Here is a 2,179-nt window from a genome sequence, read left to right as displayed (position 1 = left end):
ACAGAAAAAAACTGTCAAGTGAGTATCTTGGATGATGGGAGTTTGAAATTTTCTGCCAAAAATTTATTGCCTTATCAAAACATTACCATTGCAGCGGGTTTCACAAAAGGCATAGTAAGCCCACCCGCTCCCCCTGGGATTTGGCAAAAATATGGCCTGCTAGCCGTTTCTATTGGCACATTTTTGTTTTTACTGCTCTATTATTCCTTTACATGGACACGATATGGGGTGGATCCTCCTTCGCCAACCATAATTCCGGAATTTGATCCCCCTACTGGGCTTTCTCCGGCATCTACCGGAATGATTAATAAGGGATATTTTTGGGGTGAGCTAATTTCATCCTCAATCGTTAACCTGGCTGTGAATGGCTATTTGAAAATCAATGAGATCAAAAAGCCGGTTTTTTTGGGAGTTTTCAGTACAACCACTTTTGTCTTAGAGAAGCAAAAGGATGCAGACGAAAGCCTATCCAAAGAAGAAAGGATTTTGATGGACCGCCTATTTTCTTCTGGAGAAAAAATCAGCATTGATGGAAAGTACAGTACCCAGATGAAAAGCATGTATGATAGCTATATGGCCAGCCTTGTCAATGAACACAGGCCCTTATTGAGTCAAGGGAGCAATTGGAAATTTTGGATCCCCCCAGTTTTTATCTTTCTGATTTATGCTTGGATGGCCAGTAAGTTTGATTATTACAACTACCAGCCCAAAAGTATAAACTTTGATCTTTCAGAAATCTCCTTATGGCCTGTTGTTACTTTTTTTACCCTGATGGTTACTTTAGGAATCATAAGAACAAATTTTACCCGCTGGCTTTTTTCTATTCTTCTTATTTCCACCTTGATAGGAATTGTTTATGTCCTGTTCATTTCCGGCAGCATCTCCTTTAATAATTTTGTGTTAATAGGGTTTATAGTTGTTAACCTTTTCGCTTACTTGATTTACATTTACCTGATACGAAAACCTAGCCTTGAGAAGCTCGAATTGAAAGCAAAAATCAAAGGCTTCAAAAAGTACCTGAGTGCTGCTGAGGAAAGGCAGATACAAATGTTCAACCCTCCCAAAATGACGCCCGAGATATTTGAAAAGTTGTTGCCTTATGCCATGGCTTTCAGAGTGGATAAAATCTGGGGCAAGAAATTCCAACGTTTGATGGACAGGGCAAGCCTCAGGCAGGGCAGTCAGAGCAATTGGTACAGTGGGCCAAGAGCCTATTCTTATGGCATGTTGGGCAGGCATCTGAACAGATCCTTGGGTGCATCGCTGAACCAATCAGCAGGAAGGGGAGGTTCTGGGGGAAGTGGTTCTAGAGGTGGCGGTTCCTCTGGCGGTGGAAGAGGCGGTGGCGGTGGCGGTGGCTGGTAATTCCATTGCTTTTTTTCGTACATTTGGTATAGCTTTTGAAATCTTTTTACTGAAAATTCCTCACTATGAAAAAACACCTTACTGCTATCATTTTTGCCTTGGCCATAGTCATTGCTGCGGCCATTTTAGGCAATGCCGTCATCAATAGAAACAAAAAATCCGGAACAGTAGACGTAACCGGGCTTGGGCAAAAGAATTTTACCTCAGACCTGGTCGTTTGGGAAGGTAATTTTAGTAGGGAAAACATGGACATTAAGACCGCCTATGCGGACCTGGAAAAGGATAGAAAAGCGGTGACTGATTATTTGGTATCGAAAGGTATTCCCAAAGAGCAGATCATTTTTAAGGCAGTTTACACCAACCCCATGTACCAACAAAATTACAGCAGCAGCGGGAATTACATGGGACAGACCTTTTTGGGCTATGAGCTCAACCAAAGTATACAAATTGAATCCAGGGAGGTGGAAAAAGTGGAGCAGATATCCAGGGAAATCACAGAATTGTTGCTTCAGGGCGTCAAATTTTACTCTCAAGCGCCCCGATATTACTATACAGAGCTGGAAAGCCTGAAAATAGAAATGATATCAAGGGCCACAGAAGATGCCAGGATACGAGCCGAGAAAATTGCAGAAAACTCAGGTTCCAGACTGGGAAAACTGATTTCAGCGAATATGGGTATTTTCCAGATTACGGGTCAAAATTCCAATGAAGACTACTCTTGGGGAGGCACTTTCAACACCTCGTCTAAAGAAAAACAGCCTCCATCACGATGAGACTGAGTTATTCTGTAAAAATAAGCATTTAAAAAAAACAC

2 protein-coding genes are annotated in these 2,179 nt (G+C 41.9%); both read left to right on the top strand.

Going from position 1 to position 2,179, the window contains the following annotated elements:
• Positions 1–1,365: DUF2207 domain-containing protein (locus B879_RS20580; RefSeq protein WP_157231769.1), on the top strand; the 1,365-nt coding region annotated here is incomplete at its 5' end.
• A gap of 65 nt (positions 1,366–1,430) precedes the next feature.
• A complete protein-coding gene (locus B879_RS20575; RefSeq protein WP_009187157.1) occupies positions 1,431–2,138 on the top strand; it encodes an SIMPL domain-containing protein in 708 nt (235 codons plus the stop codon).
• The last annotated feature ends 41 nt before the right edge of the window (positions 2,139–2,179 follow it).

Source organism: Cecembia lonarensis LW9 (genome assembly GCF_000298295.1).
Lineage (GTDB): Bacteria > Bacteroidota > Bacteroidia > Cytophagales > Cyclobacteriaceae > Cecembia > Cecembia lonarensis.
Note: the sequence above shows the minus strand (reverse complement) of the source record. Positions and strands in the feature narration are given on the sequence as shown.

What these genes read in the sequence shown, in the direction of transcription:
- B879_RS20575 (WP_009187157.1), top strand. Translation starts at nt 1,431, where the DNA reads ATGAAAAAACACCTTACTGCTATCATTTTTGCCTTGGCCATAGTCATT.